This window comes from Colwellia sp. SU-HH00943, from assembly GCF_057546125.1.
This window is the reverse complement of sequence record NZ_BAAJLW010000004.1, coordinates 506,232-528,175: the sequence shown is the minus strand read 5'-3', so window position 1 is coordinate 528,175 and position 21,944 is coordinate 506,232. Positions and strand designations below refer to the sequence as shown.

15 protein-coding genes are annotated in these 21,944 nt (G+C 39.5%); 12 read left to right on the top strand and 3 right to left on the bottom strand.

From position 1 onward, the window contains the following. Positions 1-274 precede the first annotated feature (274 nt). From rplK to AC27GZ_RS13740, 12 genes are all read left to right on the top strand, one after another. Positions 275-703, top strand: a complete 429-nt coding sequence (gene rplK, locus AC27GZ_RS13795) for a 50S ribosomal protein L11 (protein WP_130601714.1) — start codon at positions 275-277, stop codon at positions 701-703. A 3-nt stretch (positions 704-706) separates the two neighbouring features. Beyond that, positions 707-1,405 carry a 50S ribosomal protein L1 gene (gene rplA, locus AC27GZ_RS13790; RefSeq protein WP_487095837.1) on the top strand — a complete coding sequence of 233 codons (699 nt, stop codon included), beginning with the start codon at positions 707-709 and terminating at the stop codon, positions 1,403-1,405. A gap of 358 nt (positions 1,406-1,763) precedes the next feature. Then, positions 1,764-2,258 (top strand): 50S ribosomal protein L10, encoded by a 495-nt coding sequence (gene rplJ, locus AC27GZ_RS13785; protein ID WP_487095835.1) that lies wholly within the window; start codon positions 1,764-1,766, stop codon positions 2,256-2,258. 120 nt (positions 2,259-2,378) lie between these two features. Next, a complete protein-coding gene (gene rplL, locus AC27GZ_RS13780) occupies positions 2,379-2,747 on the top strand; it encodes a 50S ribosomal protein L7/L12 (protein WP_487095833.1) in 369 nt (122 codons plus the stop codon). Between the two features lie 249 nt (positions 2,748-2,996). Then, positions 2,997-7,037, top strand: coding sequence for a DNA-directed RNA polymerase subunit beta (gene rpoB, locus AC27GZ_RS13775; RefSeq protein ID WP_487095831.1), 4,041 nt, complete (start codon positions 2,997-2,999; stop codon positions 7,035-7,037). A gap of 91 nt (positions 7,038-7,128) precedes the next feature. Then, positions 7,129-11,352 (top strand): DNA-directed RNA polymerase subunit beta', encoded by a 4,224-nt coding sequence (gene rpoC, locus AC27GZ_RS13770; protein ID WP_487095829.1) that lies wholly within the window; start codon positions 7,129-7,131, stop codon positions 11,350-11,352. Positions 11,353-11,913: 561 nt separating this feature from the next. Next, complete coding sequence (gene rpsL / locus AC27GZ_RS13765; RefSeq protein ID WP_487095827.1) at positions 11,914-12,288, top strand: 30S ribosomal protein S12; 375 nt, start codon at positions 11,914-11,916, stop codon at positions 12,286-12,288. Between the two features lie 108 nt (positions 12,289-12,396). Then, the gene (rpsG, locus tag AC27GZ_RS13760) at positions 12,397-12,870 is read left to right on the top strand and encodes a 30S ribosomal protein S7 (RefSeq protein WP_184426790.1); all 474 of its coding nucleotides are present in this window, start codon (positions 12,397-12,399) and stop codon (positions 12,868-12,870) included. A gap of 238 nt (positions 12,871-13,108) precedes the next feature. Further along, positions 13,109-15,208, top strand: a complete 2,100-nt coding sequence (fusA, locus tag AC27GZ_RS13755; protein WP_487095825.1) for an elongation factor G — start codon at positions 13,109-13,111, stop codon at positions 15,206-15,208. A gap of 88 nt (positions 15,209-15,296) precedes the next feature. Then, complete coding sequence (gene tuf / locus AC27GZ_RS13750; RefSeq protein WP_487095823.1) at positions 15,297-16,481, top strand: elongation factor Tu; 1,185 nt, start codon at positions 15,297-15,299, stop codon at positions 16,479-16,481. A 509-nt stretch (positions 16,482-16,990) separates the two neighbouring features. Continuing rightward, a complete protein-coding gene (gene epmA / locus AC27GZ_RS13745) occupies positions 16,991-17,968 on the top strand; it encodes an elongation factor P--(R)-beta-lysine ligase (RefSeq protein WP_487095822.1) in 978 nt (325 codons plus the stop codon). Between the two features lie 194 nt (positions 17,969-18,162). Then, entirely contained in the window at positions 18,163-18,543 is a 381-nt protein-coding gene (locus AC27GZ_RS13740) for a MerC domain-containing protein (RefSeq protein WP_487095820.1), read from the top strand. 136 nt (positions 18,544-18,679) lie between these two features. Here the strand turns inward: AC27GZ_RS13740 and glnG are convergent, their stop codons facing one another. The 3 genes from glnG to AC27GZ_RS13725 all read right to left on the bottom strand — a co-directional run bounded on the left by glnG (position 18,680) and on the right by AC27GZ_RS13725 (position 21,861). Beyond that, complete coding sequence (gene glnG, locus AC27GZ_RS13735; protein WP_487095819.1) at positions 18,680-20,083, bottom strand: nitrogen regulation protein NR(I); 1,404 nt, start codon at positions 20,081-20,083, stop codon at positions 18,680-18,682. Between the two features lie 62 nt (positions 20,084-20,145). Continuing rightward, on the bottom strand, positions 20,146-21,234 hold the full coding sequence (gene glnL / locus AC27GZ_RS13730; protein ID WP_487095818.1) for a nitrogen regulation protein NR(II): 1,089 nt from the start codon (positions 21,232-21,234) through the stop codon (positions 20,146-20,148). Positions 21,235-21,342: 108 nt separating this feature from the next. Further along, positions 21,343-21,861 carry a DUF4124 domain-containing protein gene (locus AC27GZ_RS13725; protein WP_487095817.1) on the bottom strand — a complete coding sequence of 173 codons (519 nt, stop codon included), beginning with the start codon at positions 21,859-21,861 and terminating at the stop codon, positions 21,343-21,345. Between the last annotated feature and the right edge of the window lie 83 nt (positions 21,862-21,944).

Genomic DNA, 21,944 nt, shown 5'->3' with positions numbered 1-21,944 from the left:
ATAAGAAATATTTTCTGAAAACCAAAGACCTTGTCTTTGGTTTTTTTATTGTAGTTATCGTAAGCATTACATACCTAAATTTCACTCGTTTAAAAAAGATCTTGAAACCTATTCATTGATTAATATATAATCCGCTGCCGCGTTTTTTTAGCGCGGCCTAAAATTAGACTCTTTTTTAATAATGGTATTGAAAAACAGTCGCTTTAGTAAACAGGGAAGCGAAAACTACATGTGAGTTAGTAGCGTTAATTACCCACAATAAAGGTATTTTAAAATGGCTAAAAAAGTCCAAGCTTTAATCAAGCTACAAGTAGCTGCTGGTGCAGCTAACCCGTCACCACCAGTTGGTCCTGCATTAGGTCAGCACGGTGTGAACATCATGGAATTCTGTAAAGCGTTTAACGCAAAAACAGATTCAATTGAAAAAGGCGCTCCTGTTCCAGTAGTAATTACTGTTTATAACGATCGCTCATTCACGTTCGAAACAAAAACTCCACCTGCTTCATTCTTATTGAAAAAAGCAGCTGGTATCAAAAGCGGCTCTGGTCGTCCTAACACTGAGAAAGTGGGTACTGTTACAACAGCTCAACTTGAAGAGATCGTTAAGACAAAAGAACCTGATTTAACTGCTGGTTCTATGGAAGCTGCAGTGCGTACCATTGCGGGTTCTGCTCGTTCAATGGGTTTAGTGGTAGAGGACTAATCAATGGCTAAATTAACAAAACGCGCTCGTCTAATCCGTGAAAAAGTAGACGTAACTAAAGAATATGATATCAATGAAGCAGTAGCTTTATTAAAAGAGTTTGCTACAGCCAACTTTCGTGAAAGTGTAGATGTTGCAGTTAACCTTGGTATCGATGCTCGTAAATCAGATCAAAACGTTCGTGGCGCAACAGTATTACCAAACGGTACTGGTCGTGAAGTACGTGTTGCTGTATTTACACAAGGTGCAAACGCAGAAAAAGCTAAAGAAGCTGGTGCTGATATTGTAGGTATGGAAGATTTAGCTGAGCAAGTAAAAGCCGGCGAAATGAACTTCGACGTTGTTGTTGCTTCTCCTGATGCAATGCGTGTTGTTGGTCAGTTAGGTCAAATCTTAGGCCCACGTGGTTTAATGCCTAACCCGAAAGTTGGTACTGTAACTCCTGATGTAGCTGGCGCTGTTAAGAACGCTAAGTCTGGTCAGATCCGTTACCGTAACGACAAAAACGGTATCATCCATACTACTATTGGTAAGGCTGATTTCGAACCTGCTCAATTACAAGAAAACTTAGAAGCATTGCTTGAAGCTGTTAAGAAAGCTAAGCCTGCAAATGCTAAAGGTCAATACTTGAAGAAGATTTCTCTTTCTACCACTATGGGTGCTGGTGTTACCATCAACCAAGCTAGCTTAACCCAAGCTTAATTTCTGAAAAGAAATCATGTAGAAAAAGTGAGGCTTCATTTATTGAACCTTTACAAGGGCGAAATTATAACCTATAATTTCGCCCCTTAAATTTTGGTAGGAGTCGGTTAGATTCTATTTTAATAGAAAGTAACATGACCCCCGTCCAAGACCGTAGGAGTATTTTTTGGATAGGTTTACCTTCTGGTAGGCTGATGAAAATAAATACTTAATTTTTCCTACGTAGATGGTGATTACCCAGATATTTTTCCTTAAATTCTGGTCCTCGCCGTAATGGCCTAACCAATCATATTATTGGTTAGGGATTGTAAATACCGGTGCTCATATATGATGCCCGGTGAACCAGGAGTTAAAGCCAATGGCTATCAATCTTGATGATAAAAAAGCAATTGTTGCTGAAGTTCAAGAAGCTGCCGCTGGCGCTCAATCAGCTGTAATCGCGGATGCCCGTGGTGTTACAGTTGAAGCAATTACTGTATTGCGTAAGCAAGCACGTGAAAATGGCGTATGGATGAAAGTTGTCCGTAATACATTAGCACGTCGTGCAGTAGAAGGTACGGAATTTGAATGTGTAAATGACACATTTAAAGGACCTACTTTAATTGCATTTTCAAACGAACATCCAGGTGCTGCTGCACGTTTATTCACTGACTTCGCTAAAACTAACGAAGACTTTGAATTAAAAGCAGCTGCATTTGAAGGTAATGTTGTAGACGTAAATATGTTAGCTAAGCTACCTACATACGACGAAGCAATTGCCCGTTTAATGAGCGCTATGAAAGAAGCATCTGCCGGCAAATTATGCCGTACGATTGCTGCAGTTCGCGACCAGAAAGAACAAGAAGCAGCGTAACTTTTACCACTTTATTGGTAAAATTAAGCATACTTTTTGTATTAATAGTTATTCAAACAGCATTTTATGTTTTATCTGAAATAAAACAAAAGCTGTTTCTTAAAAACAGGAAATTTTATAATGTCTATTTCTAAAGACGATATCCTAAATGCTATTGCTGAAATGTCAGTAATGGACGTAGTTGAATTAATCGAAGCAATGGAAGAGAAGTTTGGCGTATCTGCCGCTGCTGCTGTTGCTGTTGCTGGCGGTGACGCTGGTGGTTCAGCTGAAGAGCAAACTGAATTTGACGTAGTATTAACTGGCTTCGGTGAGAAGAAAGTTGCAGTAATCAAAGCAGTTCGTGGCGCTACAGGTCTAGGCCTTAAAGAAGCTAAAGAATTAGTTGAATCAGCACCTAAAGCACTTAAAGAAGGTGTTGATAAGGCTGAAGCTGAAGAACTTAAGAAAGCTCTTGAAGAAGCTGGTGCTTCTGTTGAGATCAAATAATCTGTTTTTAAATAGATTGTTTGCCTGAAAAGGCAATGGCTGGTGATTTAAACGTCACCGGCCTTTTTGCGCTTTTTTTAATAGAAAAAATTGTATTTTTTTTTCTGAAAACAGTGCATTATTTAGTGTTGAGTAATTTTGAAGAATTACTCCGTAATGTTTAGACGTAAATATTACAGCAATACCCTGTTTAGCTGAATGTATTTTCACTAGGCAGATTTGGCCAAAACCAGCAAGCTGAGGAACCCCATGGCTTACTCATACTTTGAGAAAAAGCGAATTAGAAAGGACTTTGGTAAAAGTGCACAAGTAATGGAATATCCATTCTTGTTGTCCATTCAACTCGATTCTTTCCGCAAGTTTATTGATATTGATCCAACAGGTGAAACCGGTCTAGAGGCTGCTTTCCGTTCTATTTTTCCAATTAAAGCTTATTCAGGTAGCTCAGAATTACAATATGTAAGCTATCGTTTAGGTGAACCGTTATTTGATGTTAAAGAATGTCAAATACGAGGTGTTACTTATTCAGCACCATTACGCGTAAAATTACGCTTAGTGGTATACGATAAAGAAGCTCCGGCAGGTACTGTAAAGGATATCAAAGAGCAAGAAGTGTACATGGGTGAAATCCCGTTGATGACAGACAATGGTACTTTTGTAATTAATGGTACTGAACGTGTTATCGTTTCACAGTTACACCGCTCTCCAGGTGTATTCTTTGATCATGATAAAGGTAAAACGCATTCATCGGGTAAAGTATTATATAACGCACGTGTTATTCCTTACCGTGGTTCTTGGTTAGACTTTGAATTTGATCCAAAAGATAACTTATTTGTACGTATTGATAGACGTCGTAAATTACCAGCGTCAATCATCTTACGCGCTTTGGAATACTCAACTGAAGAAATCTTAGATATCTTCTACGATACCACTGACTTCGCAATCAAAGGCGATAAGTTAGTAATGGATTTAATTCCAGAACGTCTTCGTGGTGACACAGCTACTTTTGATATCAGCATCAAAAAAGGTGAAGTGTTAGTTGAGTCAGGGCGTCGTATTACTGCACGTCATATTCGTGCGTTAACTAAAGCTAATGTTGATAAATTAGAAGTACCAGCAGAATATATTGTAGGTAAAGTATTATCAAAAGCTTATATAGATGAGTCTACGGGCGAAGTAATTGCTGAAGCAAATGCTGAAATTACCTTAGAGTTATTAGCTGAACTAAGCCAAGCTGGTCATAAAAAATTATCTACCTTATATATGAATGAATTTGATGTTGGTTCATATATGTCTGACACATTGCGTGTAGATAGCTCAACTAACCGCTTAGAAGCGCTTGTTGAAATATACCGTATGATGCGTCCAGGTGAGCCGCCAACAAAAGATGCAGCAGAAACTTTATTTGGTAACTTATTCTTCTCATCAGAGCGTTATGATTTATCAACTGTTGGACGTATGAAGTTCAACCGTCGTGTTGGTAATGAAGATGGTCAAGCGGAAGATACCGGTGCTGGCGTATTATCAAATGAAGATATCATTTCAGTAATGAAAACCTTAATCGACATTCGTGACGGTAAAGGTGAAGTAGATGATATTGACCATTTAGGTAACCGTCGTATCCGCTCTGTAGGTGAAATGGCAGAAAACCAATTCCGTGTTGGTTTAGTACGTGTAGAACGTGCAGTGCGTGAGCGTTTAAGTCTAGGCGACTTAGATGCCGTTATGCCACAAGATTTAATCAACGCTAAGCCGATTTCTGCGGCAGTGAAAGAATTCTTTGGTTCTTCGCAATTGTCACAGTTTATGGATCAAAACAACCCGCTTTCAGAAGTAACGCATAAGCGTCGTATTTCTGCATTAGGCCCGGGTGGTTTAACACGTGAACGTGCTGGCTTTGAAGTACGTGACGTACATCCAACTCACTATGGTCGTGTTTGTCCAATCGAAACGCCAGAAGGTCCAAACATTGGTTTGATCAACTCGCTTTCATGTTATGCACGAACTAATGACTACGGTTTCCTTGAAACACCTTATCGTAAGGTTGTTGATGGTTTAATCACTGACGAGATCGATTATCTATCAGCTATTGAAGAAGGCAACTTTGTCATCGCACAGGCGAACGCTGAGCGCGATGACAGTAACAAGTTAACGCAAGATTTGGTTAACTGTCGTTACAAAAACGAATTTACATTAAAATCATCATCTGAAGTTCAATATATGGACGTTTCACCACAGCAGATTATTTCTGTTGCGGCGTCATTGATTCCATTCTTAGAACACGATGATGCTAACCGTGCTTTGATGGGTTCAAACATGCAACGTCAAGCGGTACCAACACTTATCGTAGATAAGCCATTAGTTGGTACTGGTATGGAAAAGACTGTTGCGGTTGATTCTGGTGTAACGGCTGTTGCTAAACGTGGCGGTGTAGTTACTTATGTAGATGCATCACGTATTGTTGTTAAAGTAAATGAAAATGAAATGCATGCTGGTGAAGCAGGTATTGATATTTACAACTTAACTAAATATACACGTTCTAACCAAAACACTTGTATTAACCAACGTCCAGTATGTCGTTTAGGTGAACCAGTTGTTCGTGGTGATGTATTAGCAGATGGTCCATCAACGGATATGGGTGAATTAGCGCTTGGTCAAAACATGCGTATCGCTTTCATGCCTTGGAATGGTTACAACTTTGAAGATTCAATGTTGTTATCTGAACGCGTAGCAATGGAAGATAGATTTACTACTATTCATATTCAAGAGCTAACGTGTATCGCTCGTGATACTAAGCTTGGTAGCGAAGAAATTACGGCTGATATTCCAAACGTAGGTGAATCTGCTTTATCTAAATTAGATGAAGCCGGTGTTGTTTACATTGGTGCAGAAGTTAATGGTGGTGACATCTTAGTGGGTAAAGTTACTCCTAAAGGTGAAACGCAATTAACACCAGAAGAAAAACTACTTCGTGCAATCTTCGGTGAAAAAGCAGCGGATGTTAAAGACAGCTCTTTACGTGTACCTAACTCAGTAAAAGGTACCATCATCGACGTACAAATCTTTACTCGTGACGGCGTTGAAAAAGATGCTCGTGCAATAGAGATTGAAGAAACACAGCTTAAAGAAGTTAAGAAAGATCTTGGCGATGAATTAAGTATTCTTGAAGACGGTATTTTTGCACGTACTAAGAAACTATTGTTATCTGCAGGCTTAAATGAAGCAGATCTAACCGGCATGTCTCGTGATAAGTGGTTAACACAAAACTTATCTGACGAAGCACAACAAGCTGAATTAGAACAAATTGCAGAGCAGTACGACAATCTTAAAGAAGACTTTGATAAGAAGTACGAAGTTAAGCGTCGTAAGATCACTCAAGGTGATGACTTACAACCAGGCGTATTAAAAATTGTTAAAGTTTACTTAGCTGTTAAACGTCGTATTCAGCCTGGTGATAAAATGGCTGGTCGTCATGGTAACAAGGGTGTTATTTCAAACGTAGTACCTGTAGAAGATATGCCATACGATGAGCATGGTGTACCGGTTGATATCGTATTGAACCCGCTAGGTGTTCCATCACGTATGAACATCGGTCAGATCTTAGAAACTCACTTAGGTATGGCGTGTCGCGGTATCGGTGAAAAGATCAACCGTATGTTAGAAGCGCAGCAAGAAATTCATAAACTACGTAACTTCTTACAAGAAGTATACAACGTAGGTGAATCTCGCCAAGAAGTTGATGTTGCTAGCTTCTCTGATGAAGAAGTAATGCGTTTAGCTGCAAATTTACGTGCCGGTTTACCTATTGCTACACCAGCATTTGATGGCGCAGCTGAAAAAGAAATCAAAGAGTTATTCAAACTTGCAGATATGCCAGAAAGTGGTCAGTTTGTATTAACTGATGGTCGTACAGGCCGTAAGTTTGAGCGCCCTGTAACTGTTGGTTACATGTATATGTTGAAACTAAACCACTTAGTTGATGACAAAATGCATGCGCGTTCTACTGGTTCATACAGCTTAGTTACACAGCAACCACTTGGCGGTAAAGCGCAATTTGGTGGTCAGCGTTTCGGTGAGATGGAAGTATGGGCACTTGAAGCATACGGTGCTGCTTACACATTACAAGAAATGCTTACGGTTAAGTCTGATGACGTTACTGGTCGTACTAAGATGTATAAAAACTTAGTTGACGGTGATCACCGTATGGAACCAGGTATTCCTGAGTCATTCAACGTATTGTTGAAAGAAATTCGCTCACTCGGTATTAATATCGAGTTGGATGAAGACTAGGTCTACCCTATAGCTCGCTGAGCAAAATCAGTAAGGGAAGAAGGCAAATGACTTGCCTTCTTCTAAGATTTAACTCCGACAGGAGAAGAGTGTGAAAGATTTACTTAAGTTTCTTAAGCAACAAAATCAAACAGAAGAGTTCGATGGTATTCGTATTGGTTTAGCATCACCTGATTTGATTCGTTCATGGTCATATGGTGAAGTTAAAAAGCCTGAAACCATTAACTATCGTACTTTTAAACCAGAACGTGACGGTTTATTCTGTGCGCGTATTTTTGGTCCAGTAAAAGATTATGAATGTCTATGTGGCAAGTATAAGCGCTTAAAGCATCGCGGTGTTATCTGTGAAAAATGTGGCGTTGAAGTTACTTTAACTAAAGTTCGTCGTGACCGTATGGGTCATATTGAACTTGCTAGCCCAGTAGCACATATTTGGTTCTTGAAATCATTACCATCGCGTATTGGTTTATTACTTGATATGACATTACGTGATATCGAGCGCGTGCTTTATTTTGAATCTTATGTTGTAACCGAGCCTGGTATGACAACATTAGAGAAAAGCCAAATTCTAACAGAAGAAGAATATCTTGATGCGTTAGAAGAGCATGGTGATGAGTTCGACGCCTTAATGGGTGCTGAAGCTGTCTTAGCTTTACTACAACAAATTGATTTAGATGGCGAAGTTGCGCAAATGCGTGAAGAATTGCCAGAAATTGGTAGTGAAACTAAGCGTAAGAAAATCACTAAACGTTTAAAATTAATGGAAGCATTCGCTGCTTCAGGTAATAAGCCTGAGTGGATGATCATGAATGTTCTTCCAATTTTACCACCAGATTTACGTCCATTAGTTCCGCTAGATGGTGGTCGTTTTGCGACTTCAGATCTTAACGATTTATACCGTCGTGTAATCAACCGTAACAACCGTCTAAAACGTCTTCTAGACTTAGTTGCTCCAGATATCATCGTACGTAACGAAAAGCGTATGTTGCAAGAATCTGTAGATGCACTTTTAGATAACGGTCGTCGTGGTCGTGCTATTACTGGCTCTAACAAACGTCCTCTTAAATCGCTTGCAGACATGATCAAAGGTAAGCAAGGTCGTTTCCGTCAAAACTTACTTGGTAAGCGTGTTGATTATTCTGGTCGTTCTGTAATTACCGTTGGTCCAACATTGAAATTACATCAATGTGGTTTACCAAAGAAGATGGCTTTAGAATTATTTAAACCATTCATTTACGGTGTTTTAGAGCGCCGTGGTTTAGCAACAACAATCAAAGCAGCTAAGAAATTAGTAGAACGTGAAGGCGCTGAAGTTTGGGATGTACTGGATGAAGTAATCCGTGAACATCCAGTGATGCTTAACCGTGCACCTACCCTACATAGATTAGGTATCCAGGCGTTTGAACCTGTATTGATTGAAGGTAAAGCGATTCACTTACATCCATTAGTTTGTGCGGCTTATAACGCCGATTTCGATGGTGACCAAATGGCGGTACACGTACCGTTGACTATCGAAGCACAAATGGAAGCACGTACGTTGATGATGTCAACAAACAACGTATTAGCTCCAGCTAACGGTGAGCCAATTATCGTACCATCACAAGATGTTGTATTAGGTCTATATTACCTAACACGTGATTGTGTAAACGGTTTAGGTGAAGGCATGGTGTTTGTTGACACTAAAGAAGCCGAAAAAGCCTACCGTACAGGTGCTGCTGAGCTACACGCTCGTGTTAAGATTCGCATCACTGAGCATATTAGAAATGCTGATGGCGAATTTGAAGAGAAAACAAGCTTAAGAGATACAACTGTTGGTCGTGCTATTTTATGGCAAGTATGTCCAAAAGGTTTACCTTACGACATTATTGACCAGCCTTTAGCGAAAAAAGCAATCTCTAAACTGATTAACCATGCTTACCGTAACTTAGGTCTTAAAGACACAGTTATCTTTGCCGATCACATTATGTACACAGGTTTCCATTACGCAATGGTAGCGGGTGCATCTGTTGGTATCGACGATATGGTTATCCCAGATGCTAAGTACACTATCATTGAAGAATCAGAAGCTGAAGTTGCTGAAATTCAGGCGCAGTTTGACCAAGGTCTTGTAACTGCTGGTGAGAAGTACAACAAAGTTATTGATATTTGGTCGTCTGCGAACGAAAAAGTATCAAAAGCGATGATGGACAACTTATCGAAAGAGCAAATTAAAAACCGCGATGGTGAGATGGAAGAGCAAGACTCGTTCAACTCTATCTTTATGATGGCTGACTCGGGTGCTCGTGGTAGTGCCGCTCAGATTCGTCAATTAGCGGGTATGCGTGGCTTAATGGCTAAACCAGATGGTTCAATCATTGAAACGCCAATTACGGCTAACTTCCGTGAAGGTCTTAACGTATTACAATACTTCATCTCTACTCACGGTGCGCGTAAAGGTCTTGCTGATACGGCATTGAAAACAGCTAACTCGGGTTACTTAACTCGTCGTCTAGTTGATGTTGCACAAGATTTAGTTGTAACAGAGCATGATTGTGAAACAGAAGATGGCTTATTAATGGCACCATTGATCGAAGGTGGTGATGTTGTAGAGCCACTTCGCGAACGTGTACTAGGTCGTGTTGTTTGTGAAGATGTATTAATTCCAGGTACTGAAGAAGTTTTACTTCCGCGTAATACCTTAATTGATGAAACTCTTTGTGATGTGATTGAAGCAAACTCAGTAGATCAAATCAAAGTTCGTTCAATTATAACTTGTCAAACTGACTTTGGTATTTGTGCACATTGTTATGGACGTGATTTGGCTCGTGGCCATATGATCAACCAGGGTGAAGCAATTGGTGTTGTAGCAGCACAATCAATTGGTGAACCGGGTACACAGCTTACCATGCGTACGTTCCATATTGGTGGTGCGGCATCTCGTGCATCAGCAGAGAACAGTGTACAAGTGAACAACTCAGGTACATTGAAGTTACAAAATGCTAAATTTGTAACAAACTCAGACAAGCACATTGTTATCACTTCACGTTCATCAGAGCTTACGGTTATTGATGAAATGGGTCGTGTTACTGAAAACTACAAAGTACCATACGGTGCAGTACTTTCTAAAAACGATGGTGAAGCAGTTAGTGCTGGCGATACTATCGCTAATTGGGATCCGCATACGCATCCAATTATTACGGAAGTAAAAGGTAAAGCACAATTCGTTGATTTAATCGATGGCGTAACTATGGTTCGTCAAACTGATGAGTTAACGGGCTTATCAAGCATTGTAATTACTGAAGCGGCACAGCGTAGTGCTTCAGGTAAAGAAATGCGCCCAGCATTGAAATTAGTTGATGCAAAGGGTAAAGACATAATGATTGCTGGAACTGATATTCCTGCACTTTATTATCTACCGGGTAACGCGATAGTAAACTTAGAAGATGGTGCTGAAGTAAACATTGGTGATGCATTAGCACGTATACCTCAAGAAAGTTCTAAAACTCGTGATATTACCGGTGGTCTACCACGTGTTGCTGATTTATTTGAAGCTCGTAAGCCTAAACTTCCAGCTATCCTTGCTGAGAAAACAGGTATTATCGGTTTCGGTAAAGAAACTAAAGGTAAAGTTCGCTTATTGATCACTCAGCCTAGTGGGGAAGTATATGAAGAGATGATCCCTAAAACACGTCAATTAAACGTGTTTGAAGGTGAATCAGTGGCAAAAGGTGAAGTTATCGCCGATGGTCCAGAGTCTCCACATGATATTCTTCGTTTACGTGGTGTAGCACCAGTTGCTAACTACATTGTTAACGAAGTACAAGAAGTTTACCGCCTACAGGGTGTTAAGATTAACGATAAGCACATTGAAGTTATTGTTCGTCAAATGATCCGTAAGTGTGAAATTCTTGATGCAGGTGATTCAGAGTTCCTTAAAGGTGAACAAGTTGAAGTGGCTCGCGTTAATATCGCAAACCGTGAACTTGAAGCCGCTGGTAAGCAACCTGCTGAATACGAAATGCAAATGATGGGTATTACTAAAGCATCATTAGCAACTGAGTCATTTATTTCAGCGGCATCTTTCCAAGAAACCACTCGTGTACTTACTGAAGCTGCAGTAGCTGGTAAGAAAGATGGTTTACGAGGCTTGAAAGAGAACGTTATCGTTGGTCGATTAATTCCAGCTGGTACTGGTTATGCCTATCACCAAGAACGCGCTAAAGCAAAAGCTGCTTTTGATGCTCATGAAGATACCACAGTATCTGCAGATGAAGCAGAACAAGCATTAGCTGACGCATTAAGTGCTGATTTAGGTGGAGATGCAGCGAGTGAATAACTCGTTGGTGTAAACCAAGTTACTTTTTGAAAGTAGTTTCGCACCAGATAGTCGAAATAAAAACCGTACTCTGTAAAGGGTACGGTTTTTTTATGACTTAATAGTCATGAAAATATAGCGTAATAACCACGAATAACTTGACAGCATAACCATTGACCTATAGAATTTCGCGACCTTATATTCTGTACCTAGTAGACACTGGATTTTAAGGGTATACCAAGTGGATTAATTTATTACCCATTTAGCGAGAATTAAAAGGCTTAGAGGCAAGGCATTGATTGAAGATAATGGTTATTTCATTATTAAAATCAATAACGCCGCATATAAGCCTTTTAAACTCGCCCTTCGGGAATTCATTAGCAAACTAAGAACAGCACAAAATGAATAAAACATAGAATGACTATGCTTAAGTAATTTTGTTTGTTCTAAGCCCGCTAATGTAATTCTAAATTGTGTAATAAATTAGTCCATTTGGTATTAGATTTTTCACGTTTATAAGCGGGTAATTTGGCAAACTTAGTCAATAAGATTACCCAATGTTTTAACTAATCAGGAGCTATAATGGCAACTATTAACCAATTGGTACGTAAACCACGTGTCAAGCAGGTTCAAAAAAGTAACGTTCCAGCGTTACAAGCCTGCCCACAACGTCGTGGCGTATGTACTCGTGTGTATACAACTACACCTAAAAAACCTAACTCAGCATTACGTAAGGTTGCTCGTGTTCGTTTAACTAACGGCTACGAAGTAACATCTTATATTGGTGGTGAAGGTCATAACTTACAAGAGCATAGCGTGATTTTAATCCGTGGTGGTCGTGTTAAAGATTTACCAGGTGTGCGTTATCACACCGTTCGTGGCGCACTAGATTGTTCTGGTGTAAGCGATAGAAGACAGGGCCGTTCTAAGTACGGCGCTAAACGACCTAAGTCTTAACCGTTTCTTATTCTCTATTTAGAGATGAAACACGTTAAGTAAGGCCAAATTAAAAATTTTTAAAATTTATATATTTTGGGTAAAACCTGAATAACACGGAGAATTAAGATGCCAAGAAGACGCGTCGTAGGGCAACGTAAAATATTGCCAGATCCTAAGTTCCATAACGAACTTTTAGCAAAATTCATCAACATCCTTATGGTTGATGGTAAGAAATCTACTGCCGAAAAAATTGTATACGGTGCACTAGATATTTTAACTGAGAAAAATTCTGAAAAAACTCATTTAGAGTTATTTGAAGAAGCGTTAGATAACATCCGCCCACAAGTGGAAGTTAAATCACGTCGTGTTGGTGGTTCTACTTACCAAGTTCCAGTTGAAGTACGTCCAGTACGTCGTAATGCACTAGCCATGCGTTGGTTAGTTGAAGCAGCTCGTAAACGTGGTGAAAAATCAATGGCTCAGCGCCTAGCTAACGAAATGTTAGATGCGTCTGACAGCAAAGGTTCAGCGGTTAAGAAGCGTGAAGACGTTCACCGTATGGCTGAAGCAAACAAAGCGTTCGCTCACTACCGCTGGTAAGATAGCAGTATTGTTTGAATGTATTGCCTGCTTTAGGGCATATGCCTTAAAGTAAGCACATGGCTAGCAAGGGTTTCTCTTGCTAGCCATACTTGTTTTATAAAGAAGTGTTTTTAACAGTTAAATTAACTAAGCTTAATTGGCAATATTCCAAGTAGATTGGTTTACTTAATTTAATTGAAGTTAGTATTAAGTGTGAGTTGATTCACATCTAAATACGATTGAAGAGGAATTCAAATTGGCACGTACCACTCCTATAGAGCGCTACCGTAATATTGGTATTTGTGCGCATGTAGACGCGGGTAAAACCACCACTACAGAGCGCGTATTATTCTACACTGGCCTCTCTCATAAGATTGGTGAAGTGCATGATGGCGCTGCGACCATGGATTGGATGGAACAAGAGCAAGAGCGAGGAATTACTATTACCTCAGCGGCTACAACTTGTTTCTGGAAAGGCATGGAAGGTCAATTTGAAGATCATCGAATTAATATCATCGATACGCCTGGACACGTTGATTTTACCATTGAAGTAGAGCGTTCTTTACGTGTGCTTGATGGTGCCGTACTGGTGCTATGTGCCTCTTCAGGTGTACAGCCTCAAACTGAAACAGTCTGGCGTCAAATGGAAAAATACGCTGTGCCGCGTATGGTTTTCGTCAATAAAATGGACCGCGCAGGGGCAGACTATTTATCTGTTGTTGAACAACTAAAAGATAGATTAGGTGCTAATGCCGTTCCTATGCACTTGGCTATCGGCGCTGAAGAAGATTTTAAGGGTGTTGTTGATCTCGTCAAAATGAAGGCGATAAATTGGTCAGAAGATGATCAAGGCATGACTTTCACCTATGAAAACATTCCTGCTGATATGCAAGCAGAAGCAGAAAAATGGCATGAAAACCTAGTATCTGAAGCTGCTGAGGCAGATGATGATTTAATGGAAAAATACCTTGAAGAAGGTGAATTATCCGAGGCAGAAATTAAATCAGGTCTTCGTCAACGTACATTAGCGAATGAAATTATATTATGTAGCTGTGGTAGCGCCTTTAAAAATAAAGGGGTACAAGCCGTACTTGATGCTGTTATTGAATATTTACCGTCACCAACTGAAGTTGCAGCGATTACCGGTATCAATGACGATAAAGATGAAACGGAAGGTACTAGACCTGCCGATGATAATGAACCTTTTGCTGCGCTAGCATTTAAAATTGCAACTGACCCTTTCGTTGGGACACTGACCTTTTTCCGTGTTTACTCGGGTGTTGTTAAAACGGGTGATAGTGTTTATAACCCAGTTAAAGGTAAAAAAGAGCGCTTTGGCCGTATTGTACAAATGCATGCTAATGACAGACAAGAGATCAAAGAAGTTCGTGCAGGCGATATTGCTGCGGCAATAGGCTTAAAAGAAGTGACAACGGGTGATACACTTTGTGATGCTAATAAAGTGATAACCTTAGAAAGAATGGAATTTCCAGAGCCTGTAATATCCGTTGCTGTTGAACCTAAAACAATCGCAGCACAAGAGAAAATGGCAATTGCGTTAGGAAAGCTTGCGGCTGAAGATCCTTCGTTTAGAGTACATACCGACGATGAAACAGGTCAAACCATCATTTCTGGTATGGGTGAGCTACACTTAGACATTCTCGTTGAACGTATGAAACGTGAATTTGGCGTAGAATGTAATGTGGGTAACCCGCAAGTGTCTTACCGTGAAACAATACGTAAAAGTGTTGAAGTGGAAGGAAAATTTGTTCGTCAATCGGGTGGTAAGGGCCAATATGGTCACGTTTGGTTGAAGATGGAGCCTTTAGAAGAAGGCTCAGGTTTTGAGTTTGTTAACGAAGTTGTTGGCGGCGCAGTACCTAAAGAATATATTCCTGCAGTTGAAAAAGGCTGTAAAGAGCAAATGGAAAGTGGTGTATTAGCTGGCTTCCCATTACTAGATATTAAAGTGACGCTTTTTGATGGTTCTTTTCATGATGTTGACTCGAATGAGATGGCATTTAAAGTGGCAGCTTCAATTGGTTTTAAAAATGGTGCGCTAGAAGCAGATCCTGTTATATTAGAGCCAATGATGAAAGTCGAAGTATCTACACCAGAAGCTAACATGGGTGATGTTGTAGGTGACTTAAATCGTCGTCGAGGTATGATCGACGGTATGGAAGAAGGCCCAGCAGGTTTGAAAATTGTAAATGCATTGGTACCCCTAGCCGAAATGTTTGGTTATGCTACCGACTTGCGTAGTGCTACACAAGGCCGTGCATCTTACTCTATGGAGTTTCATCAGTATAATGAAGCACCGAAATTGGTAGCACAAAAAATTATGGAAACTCGTTAGAGCGACATAAATTATTTACAACAAGCGCGGTCACTTTGACTGTTGCTATTATTTTTTATAGTTAAATAAACTTTAAGGTAATTGAAAAATGGCTAAAGAAAAATTTGAACGTACGAAACCGCATGTAAACGTTGGTACAATCGGTCACGTTGATCACGGTAAAACAACTTTAACAGCTGCTATCTCTGCGGTACTTACTAAAGTACACGGTGGTGAAGTTAAAGACTTCTCACAAATCGATAACGCACCAGAAGAGCGTGATCGTGGTATCACAATCAATACATCTCACATTGAGTATGATACAGAAACTCGTCACTACGCACACGTAGACTGTCCAGGTCACGCCGATTACATCAAAAACATGATTACCGGTGCAGCACAAATGGACGGCGCGATCTTAGTAGTTGCAGCGACAGATGGTCCAATGCCACAAACACGTGAGCACATCTTATTATCACGTCAGGTTGGTGTACCTTTCATCATCGTATTCATGAACAAATGTGACATGGTAGATGACGAAGAATTATTAGAATTAGTAGAAATGGAAGTTCGTGAACTTCTTAGCGAATACGAATTCCCAGGTGATGATTTACCAATTATCCAAGGCTCAGCATTAGGCGCACTAAACGGTGAAGCTCAATGGGAAGAGAAAGTAATTGAATTAGCAGACGCTTTAGATTCATACATTCCAGAGCCAGAGCGTGCAATTGATGGTGCATTCATCATGCCAATCGAAGACGTTTTCTCAATCTCAGGTCGTGGTACAGTAGTAACAGGTCGTGTAGAGCGTGGTATCATCAAAGTAGGTGATGAAGTAGAAGTAGTAGGTATTCGTGATACTCAAAAATCTACTTGTACAGGTGTAGAGATGTTCCGTAAGTTGCTTGACGAAGGTCGTGCAGGTGAGAACTGTGGTGTATTATTACGTGGTCTTAAGCGTGAAGACGTAGAGCGTGGTCAAGTATTATGTGAGCCAGGTTCAATTTCACCTCACACGAAGTTTGAGTCAGAAGTATACGTACTTTCAAAAGATGAAGGTGGTCGTCATACACCATTCTTCAAAGGTTACCGTCCACAATTCTACTTCCGTACAACGGATATCACAGGTGCAGTAGAGCTTCCTGAAGGTGTAGAAATGGTAATGCCAGGTGATAACTTGAAATTTGTAGTAGAGTTAATCAACCCAGTAGCGATGGACGAAGGTTTACGCTTCGCGATTCGTGAAGGTGGTCGTACAGTAGGTGCAGGTGTTGTATCTAAGATTATCGACTAATTAGCATTTAATTGCTGTTATTCTTGTATTAACTTTGTTGTGGATACTCATTGACTAGCGTCAATTCCGTGTCCACGCCGCGTTAATACTTCGAATGACATACAATTAGAATTGTTAATAGATTGACTGAAAGGTCGTTTTCTTGAAAAAGAAACGGCCTTTTTTGTTGATGCTGTTAAATGACAGTGGTTTATGCAGGTTTGTTTCTGCAGAATTTAATATAATACCAAGTTGATTAAGTTCTTTCCCACTCAGCGAGAATTAAAAGGCTTAGAGGCAAGGAATTGATTGAAGAGAATGGTTATTCCCTTGTCAAAATCAATAACGCAGCATATAAGCCTTTTAAACTCGCCCTTTGGGAGCTTGCTCGATGCCCACTAACTTCGTTAAATTTATTTGATTTAGAATGACTAGACCTAAACAAATTTGCCTTGTTATTGAACATCGAGCATAGCTCTGAGTAGGGAAGAAATTTAATCAAATTGGTATAAATATGACTCGGGGAAATTATGTCTTGGCAACCTACGCTAAGTTGGCAAAATGCGCAAAAACGCGCGCAAATAATTCAGCAAATTCGACAGTTTTTTGCAGAGCGTAAGGTAACTGAAGTTGAAACACCTGCATTGTCTTTAGGGACGGTGACAGACGTGCATTTAGAAGCGTTATCGTGCCGTTATCACTTCCTTAATGATAGCTCAATTTCTGAATCTACAACCTTGTATTTACAAACTTCACCTGAATTTCATATGAAGCGACTGCTTGCTTCGGGATACGGATGCATTTTTCAAATAGCTAAAGCGTTTCGCCATGAAGAGGCTGGAAGGTTTCATAACCCTGAATTTACGCTACTAGAATGGTATCGATTAGGATTTGATCATTTTGATTTAATGCAGGAAGTTTCGGCTTTATTAAAAACGGTATTAGGCTGCGGAGAAGCAAGCCAAATAACTTATCAGCAAGTATTCATAAATCATACCGGAATAGACCCGCTAACGGCCACTCAAGAGCAGTTACTTTCGGTAATAAAGGAACATGATAAATTGAGTGATTGGTTAACGAGAGAGTTTAATGTTGATATTTTATTACAGTTTATTTTTAGTGAAATAATTGAAATAAATATTGGTAAAGACAAACCATGTTTCGTATATAACTTTCCCAAGTCTCAAGCTTCACTTGCTAAAATTTGCCCAAAAGATAATAGAGTTGCTCAAAGGTTCGAGTGTTATTATCGGGGTATTGAGCTAGTTAATGGCTTTAATGAACTTACTAATGTTGAGCAACAATCATCAAGATTTCAGCAAGATAATACGCAAAGACGTAGTTTATCTATGGCTGAAAAGCCCGTTGATGATAATTTTATTGCAGCATTAAATCATGGATTACCACAATGCTCTGGTGTCGCGCTTGGAATTGATCGTTTGATTATGTTGGCATTAAATGCCGAACATATTGAGCAAGTATTAAGTTTTCCGATCAGTCAAAGTTAAATTTTGTTAAATTATGCAGATTTTAATAATGTTATAATATCTCAATTGTGATATTATTACATTCAGTGCTTTCATCCTAAGGTTGAAAGCATATCAGCTCAAAAAGGAAAGCTGCTTCTACCGTTTTATTAAGTTGAGTAAGGTGATGGCAAGTGGTTTCTTATTTTTTACTTTCAGTTTGGTTTTAGATTCTTATGTTAGATAGAATAGGTATTACAGCAACATCGTTATGTGCATTACATTGCATATTGTTGCCTATATTATTACCTGTACTGCCTTTAGTGGGGTTAAGCTTCTTAGCGGATCACACATGGGAGCATATCTTTCTACTTATGACTGCAGTACTCGGCACTGTGGCATTATTTTCAGGCTTCAAACGTTATCATAAGCGTTTATATCCTTTTTATTTATTGTATCTAGGTGTGGCAATTTATTGGATGAAGCATGATTTCTCTGAAGCGTTAGAAATGTATTTTATTCTTGGCGGTGCTAGCTTGATAGTAGCCGCACACTTTATCAATATTAAGCTTTGTAATAGCTGTAAGCAGTGTGATGAAGAGGTTTGTAGTTCTTAATTCTCTATCCTAAATTTCTTGTCTGTTCTATTTTAATTAATAATTAGAGCAGGTGGAATAAGAGAAAACTCAACCTGCTCATAAATAAATTGTCGTCACCTAGTAATATTTATCTCACTAAGTATAAATGCTACGTTTAGCTAATATTCAATTCTTTTAACTTTCTCGTTAACGTATTTCTGCCCCAGCCAAGCTTTTTAGCAGCATCTTGCTTGTGTCCTTGGGTAAATAACAAAGCACGCTCTAACATTATTTTTTCAAACTCAGGCATGGCGGTATCAAGAATTGCACTACTACCTAGCGCTAATTGCTGATCCATCCAGTCGCTTAAAGCGGCTTGCCAAGATGAAGATTGTGGGGTTATTTGTGCAGTTCGCTCTGTTAATTCACTGGGTAAATCTTCTAGCAATATCTCTTGGCCACTTGCCATTACAGTGAGAAACCTACAGATGTTTTCAAGCTGACGGACGTTACCTGGCCATTGGCATTGTTGTAAAAAAGTAGCGGCTTTCTTACTTAATGTTTTAGGCTCAACACTTAATTCATTGGCGGCTTGTTTAAGGAAATGCTCACTGAGTTGAATAATATCTTCCTTGCGTTCTCTAAGGCTAGGAAGTTGTATGCGAATTACATTGAGTCGATGAAATAAATCTTCTCGAAATTCTCCTTTTTTAACTCTATCTTCTAAATTTTGATGGGTGGCTGCAATGATACGCACATCTACCTGTACGGGAGAGTGGCCGCCGACACGGTAAAATTGTCCGTCAGAAAGTACACGTAATAGCCGTGTTTGAATTTCCAGTGGCATATCACCGATTTCATCAAGAAATAATGTTCCACCATGGGCTTGTTCGAAGCGACCTTGGCGTACAGAGTTTGCTCCCGTAAATGCGCCCTTTTCATGACCAAATAACTCAGATTCAATTAAGTCTTTTGGAATGGCCGCCATATTCAGTGGAATAAAAGGTGCTTGAGTGCGCGGGCTATGAGAATGTAGCGCATGTGCGACTAACTCTTTACCCGTGCCTGACTCACCATTAATTAACACACTAATACTTGAACGGGATAAGCGACCAATAGCGCGAAATACTTCTTGCATTGCTGGTGCCTCACCGATAAGCCCTGCCGAAAGCGGTGCACTCTCCTTTTGCTGATTTTTAGCATTTTGTTCTCGAGAGTGGGTTAGGGCACGTTTAGCTAGGTTTACGGCTTCGTCCATATCAAATGGCTTAGGAAGATATTCAAAAGCCCCCCCCTGATAAGCATTCACCGCACTGTCTAAGTCAGAGTGTGCAGTCATAATAATTACGGGGATATTTGGGTGTGCTTTGCTAATTGAATTGAGTAGAGTCATGCCGTCCATATCAGGCATTCTAATATCTGAAATAATCACTTCAGGCTGATCATGATCTAAAGCAATTAAGACATTTTTAGCACTTTCAAATGAAGCGCTGCTTATATTGGCGCTAGCAAATGCTTTTTCTAAAACCCAACGAATTGAGCTATCGTCATCAACAATCCAAACTTGTTCAGTGATCATGGTTATTCTCTTGAGTAATATCTAATTGAAAAATTTTCATCATAAGTAAGTTATTCATAGCGCTAATCATTCTTTTCTGGTGTTAGCGGTAATAAAATTCTAAATTCAGTATGACCTGGTGTGCTCAGGCAAGATAACTTACCTTGATGTTGGTTTACTAAAGTCTGCGCGATTGATAGGCCTAGTCCGGTTCCATTAGAGCGCCCTGATACCATAGGGTAAAATAACGTGTCTTGGATGTGGTCGGGTATACCTGGCCCATCGTCAATAATGCTAATTTGTGCAGCAAGTTTTATCCGCTTACCATTAATTGTTTTGTTACTAGCAATGCGTGTCTTTAGGGTGATGGTATTATCAGTTCCTATCGCTTGAATGGCATTGTTGACGATATTTAACACGGCTTGTTGTATTTTTTCTTGGTCACATTCAACATTTGGAATGGATGGATCATAATCTCGGCGTAACTTAATATTCTGCTCGTCTGAGTAGCTTACAACCTGATAGACCTTCTCAAGCACCGAGTGAATATTGTGCTTTTGAATTTCAGGTAGTTGATTTGGCCCGAGTAAGCGATCAACGAGGTTGGTTAACCTATCTGCTTGCTCAATGATCATTTCAGTATATTCTTGTTGTTCCTCATTGAGTTCTCTATTAAGTAATTGCGCTGCACCTCGTAAACCCCCCAATGGATTTTTAATCTCGTGGGCTAAACCTTTGATTAAGTCACGTGCTGCTATCCATTGTTGTTGTTGAAATACTTCTAAACTAATTTGCTTTTGCTGATCTATTTGCTTGAATTCTAATAACACATGAGGGCTACGATCAAATTCAACCGCAGAAGCGGTAATTTCAGCAGTAAAGCGGTGGTTCTTTTTAAGTTCGAGCACAATATCGCTATCTGTGAACTCCTGCCCTGTGGCGAGTAATTGCTTCAAACGGCCTTTGCTAATAGACGTTTTTTTAAATATTACATCAAAAGAGCACCCGTAAAGCTTATACATGCTTTTAACAAGTAGCGCTTCGGCAGCAAGATTGAGATAACAAATATTTAAATCACTATCTAGAATCAAAACAGCGGTGACGAGCTGATTAGCAAGTTTTTGTTGATACCTTAATTTAAGCTCTTGAGTTTCTTGTCTACTGTGCAACATAAAGCTTCATACCTAAATAACGGAAGCACCAAAGTGGTGCGTCATTTGTTAGTATATTGGAAAAAAGTGATATATGCTGCCTAAATGCTACTATTTGGTGCTATTTTTCTAGTTTACCGAGGCTCTATGCATATAAAACGTTATTGCCTTAGATAATGCAATAACCTTGCCCTTTTCATTAAGCAGTTGCATTTTTATTTGATGTTCTCCGCGATCAATATTTCTAAGGGAAAACATGGTGTGGGTTTGTGCTTCTAAGTAGGGTTTATTATCTAAGATGAGTTGAATTTTTAACCCGCGTTTGAAAATTGGTTTGATACTACCGCTCACATAAACAGAGCCAGTATTGTCTCGAATTGTTGCGTTATCTTTGGGGTGATTGATAACAACTTGATAATCGTCTTCAATCTTTTTAGTTTTAATATCGAGTACTTGTGTATCAACATTGGTTGAAGATTTTATGACATTACCTGGTTGGGTTTTCATTTCTTCTGCGCCAGGTCTCGGCGTATCAGAATAAACTAGTTCACCTTTTTCATTACGCCAGACATAAATTTTAGCTGAGCTTGCATTCACAGGGGTGGCAATTGATAGAATCAGCAATGTTAGCAATAAAATTTTAATCATAATCAATTAAGTATATCTTCTTCCATTAGATACAGCAAAGCGCGAACATAGGTATTTATAATTTATACAAAAATGTAGAGGTT